6 protein-coding genes are annotated in these 3,594 nt (G+C 37.9%); 4 read left to right on the top strand and 2 right to left on the bottom strand.

The genetic code is table 11. The features are described from left to right. The first annotated feature begins 29 nt into the window (after positions 1–29). The 3 genes from rpe to spoVM are packed head-to-tail and all read left to right on the top strand — an operon-like array spanning position 30 to position 1,468. The gene (gene rpe, locus RT445_RS23285) at positions 30–698 is read left to right on the top strand and encodes a ribulose-phosphate 3-epimerase (RefSeq protein WP_274795920.1); all 669 of its coding nucleotides are present in this window, start codon (positions 30–32) and stop codon (positions 696–698) included. Beyond that, positions 695–1,348: a thiamine diphosphokinase gene (locus RT445_RS23280; protein ID WP_312506788.1), complete on the top strand. Its 654-nt coding sequence runs from the start codon at positions 695–697 to the stop codon at positions 1,346–1,348. The genes rpe and RT445_RS23280 overlap by 4 nt, the downstream gene beginning before the upstream one ends. Before the next feature lie 18 nt (positions 1,349–1,366). After that, entirely contained in the window at positions 1,367–1,468 is a 102-nt protein-coding gene (gene spoVM, locus RT445_RS23765) for a stage V sporulation protein SpoVM (RefSeq protein ID WP_099805045.1), read from the top strand. A gap of 97 nt (positions 1,469–1,565) precedes the next feature. On the opposite strand, the gene rpmB is transcribed toward spoVM, so the two are convergent. After that, entirely contained in the window at positions 1,566–1,754 is a 189-nt protein-coding gene (gene rpmB, locus RT445_RS23275; RefSeq protein ID WP_274795922.1) for a 50S ribosomal protein L28, read from the bottom strand. 167 nt (positions 1,755–1,921) lie between these two features. After that, positions 1,922–2,662, bottom strand: coding sequence for an IclR family transcriptional regulator (locus RT445_RS23270; RefSeq protein ID WP_274795923.1), 741 nt, complete (start codon positions 2,660–2,662; stop codon positions 1,922–1,924). A gap of 275 nt (positions 2,663–2,937) precedes the next feature. On the opposite strand from RT445_RS23270, the gene RT445_RS23265 reads away from it, so the two are divergent. Further along, the coding region (locus RT445_RS23265) for a dimethylarginine dimethylaminohydrolase family protein (RefSeq protein ID WP_313471702.1) at positions 2,938–3,594 on the top strand (657 nt) is incomplete at its 3' end.

Below are 3,594 nucleotides of genomic sequence, written 5' to 3'. Positions count from 1 at the left end.
ATTATGGACCGAAAGCCGAGGTATTAATAATGATACAAATAGCACCATCAATTTTAGCAGCGAATTTTGCAAAATTAGGAGAAGAAGTAAAGGAAGTAGAGCAAGCGGGTGCAACACTAATTCATATTGACGTAATGGATGGTCACTTTGTGCCAAATATTTCATTTGGTTCTATCGTATTAGATGCAATCCGTCCTTTAACTGAACTACCTTTAGATGTGCATTTAATGATCGAAAATCCAGATCAATATATTGAACAGTTTGCTAAAGCTGGAGCAGACTATATTACAGTACATGTGGAGGCATGCCGTCATTTACATCGTACTATACAATTAATTCGTTCGTACGGCGTAAAGGCTGGTGTTGTATTAAATCCACATACACCAATAGAATCCATTCAACACATTTTGGAAGATATTGATATGGTATTATTGATGACTGTCAATCCAGGCTTTGGTGGACAAAAATTTATTCATTCTGTTGTGCCTAAAATTGAAGCATTATCGACAATGATTAAAGAGCGAGGTCTTGATATCGCCATTGAAATTGATGGAGGTATTACTGCTGAAACGATTGTTCCATGTGCACAGGCTGGAGCGACTATTTTTGTGGCAGGATCAGCAATTTATAGTAAAGAAGATCGAACAGCTGCACTTCAAGAGATTTTAGCGGCTGGTGAGGCTGCGATTAAAGGATGACGACAGTCGTTGTTTGTGCAGGTGGACCAAAACAAGAACTTTGTTCATTCTCTTCATTTCAACAACAACAGGATGTCGTGTTTATTGGAGCGGATCGTGGAGCTTTATATTTAATTGAGCATGGGATTACCCCTCATGCCATTGTTGGTGACTTTGATTCCTTAACCGACGAGGAGTATCAATTGGTAATGGCACAAACAGATGATCAGCAGCGTTTTCAGGAAGAAAAAAATGAAACAGATACGGATCTAGCTTTGCTGAAAGCCTATACGTATGCGCCTCAAGAAATTATTTTGACGGGTGTTACGGGTGGACGTTTAGATCATTATGAGGCAGCTGTTCGTTCCATTTATAGATTACAAAAAGAGCACCCTCATGTTGAGCTGAAGATTATCAATCATTCAAATATGTTGCAATTTTTACTACCAGGTAACCATACGATTTATGCAGATAGTCGATACCGATACTTGTCCTTTTTTGCTCATGAAGAGCCTATTCAGGAAGTGACATTGCGACAAGTAAAATATGAAACAACGAATGAGGAAATTTCTTTAGGAACAACTCGATTCACAAGTAATGAAATAATAGGAACTTCAGGGTCTATATCTTTCTCACGAGGCATATGTTTAATGATAAGAAGCATAGATTAGCGTAAGGGGGAGAGAGTCCTGAAAGTATATACGTTCCAGCTGCCGAAATTTGTGAGTAGTATCACGCGTACTTGTATTAACCTATTTAAAAAAGATAAGAAAGTAAAAAAATCCGACTGATGTTAGTCGGATTTTTTACTTTACTTCTATTTATATACTAATGAAAGAAAAAAATCGATTTACGCTCAATGCGAAATCGATTTTTTAGAAGCTGCGATTAAACGCGCTCAATTTTACCTGATTTTAATGCACGAGCAGAAACCCATACACGTTTTGGTTTACCGTCAACTAAGATACGAACTTTTTGAAGGTTAGCACCCCAAGTACGTTTGTTAGCGTTCATAGCGTGGGAACGGTTGTTACCAGTACGAGTTTTACGTCCAGTGATTACACATTGTTTTGGCATGTTGTATTCCCTCCTTACTGTTGATGCTGAAAGATTATTATTTCAGTTCGGTATTTCACATACCATAATAATTTAACATACGATGGCGTTCAGTGCAACAGTTTTCACATAACCTTTCAAGAAAAAAACCTTTACAGGCAAAAAAACGTAAAAAAAGTGGTCCTCTATCATTTCCCTCGATAACCAAGTTTCATTGACACACGTTTGCCAGTATCAACCAAACGCTCAATTAATGTATTAATATGGTCTTGAGAGACATTAAAATTCACAAAGCCGATGCTTACTGCCCCAATCACTTCCCCAAAACCATCTATAACAGAAACTGCAATGGAGGACGTACCTGCAGATCGTTCCCCATGACTAATCGCATATCCTTGTTGCCGAATTTGGCGAAGCTGTTCCTCTATTTCAGCTATTTCATCTTGCATTACAAGCTGCTCTAAAATTTCTTTGGATTGTGTGTCGGGCAGAGAGGCAAGAATGGCTTTATTTGCCGCACCGATATGCATAGGTATCCGTATACCTAGCTGGTCATAAATTCGAATAGGATTTGCTGCACTGTCTATTCTTTCAATAATAATCGTATCTAAACCGGCAGGCTTACTTAAATAGACGCTTTCTTCAACCTCTCTTGCCAAGCGCTCTAACTCAGGTCTAATTTTACTAATATAGTCCATTGTGTCATACACTTGTAGTCCAAGCTCCATCCATATTGTCCCAAGACGATAGTGCTTCGATTGTTCATCTTGCTCAATCATACCTTGTTTAATCATGGCCTTTAAAATTCTATGTAAAGTACTTAAGGGTAAATCGCATTTTGTAGAAAGCTCTGAAATGGACAAGCTACTGTCATTTGCTTCAGAAGCTAAAACCTTCGCAATCGTCATAGCTCGCTCTAATAATTGCATTTGTCCCACCTCCCTTCATCCTATTTTATTTTTATTCTTCATCTACGTCTAGTTCCAAAATTTCTAAGTGGTTAATGTTTCTCAGGTCAGGTTCAAATTGATATCTTTCATGATCAGTATAGGTTTTTCTACGAGAATGTAACTACATAACAATAAAAGAAAAATAAAAAGTTTTCTAAATATATTGACAGTATAGCATAAAACGAATATATTCTTCATATAAACTTTCCTCTTAACGGAAACGTTTTCCACTACACGGAAATGAGGTGAAAGGAATGCATTATTGTTCATCAATGTATGCACCTTTGAAACGCGTTATAGTAAAACATCCTAAAGACGCTTTCCGAAGCCAAGCACATCTTGCGGATGAATGGAAAACATTTAACTACTTATCAGAGCCTAACTATGAGGAAGCTCTAAGTGAATATGCTGAATTTGTTGGAATTCTTGAAAAGTATGTTGATACGATTGATTATTTGCCGGAAGCAGATGAAGTAGGATTGGATTCCATTTATGCGCATGACCCGGTCAAATTCACGCCTAGCGGGGCCATTATACTAAAATCAGGTAAAACATTAAGACAGCCAGAAGCAGCGGTGTATAAAAATTTTTTACAAGATAGAGGTATCCCGATCATTGGAGAACTCTCTGGGGAGGCCGTTTCTGACGGAGGAGATATTGTTTGGCTTGATGATCGAACGCTTGTGGTAGGTAGAGGGTATCGAACAAATGATGAAGCTATTCGTCAGCTAAAAGAAATGACAGCTGACAATGTAGATGAGTTTATTGTGGTACAGCTACCACATGATTTAGGTGAAACTGAATGTCTACACTTAATGTCTTTCATTAGTATGGTAGATCATGATCTAGCAGTAGTGCATTCACGTTTAATGCCAGTCTTTTTCCGTCAGCTGCTCATTGAACGTGGTATT

This window comes from Lysinibacillus sp. (assembly GCF_032093475.1).
In the GTDB taxonomy this organism is placed as follows: Bacteria; Bacillota; Bacilli; order Bacillales_A; family Planococcaceae; genus Lysinibacillus; species Lysinibacillus irui.
This window is presented reverse-complemented; position numbering and strand designations above follow the sequence as displayed.

What these genes read in the sequence shown, in the direction of transcription:
- rpe (WP_274795920.1), top strand. Translation starts at nt 30, where the DNA reads ATGATACAAATAGCACCATCAATTTTAGCAGCGAATTTTGCAAAATTA.
- RT445_RS23280 (WP_312506788.1), top strand. Translation starts at nt 695, where the DNA reads ATGACGACAGTCGTTGTTTGTGCAGGTGGACCAAAACAAGAACTTTGT.
- rpmB (WP_274795922.1), bottom strand. Translation starts at nt 1,754, where the DNA reads ATGCCAAAACAATGTGTAATCACTGGACGTAAAACTCGTACTGGTAAC.
- RT445_RS23270 (WP_274795923.1), bottom strand. Translation starts at nt 2,662, where the DNA reads ATGCAATTATTAGAGCGAGCTATGACGATTGCGAAGGTTTTAGCTTCT.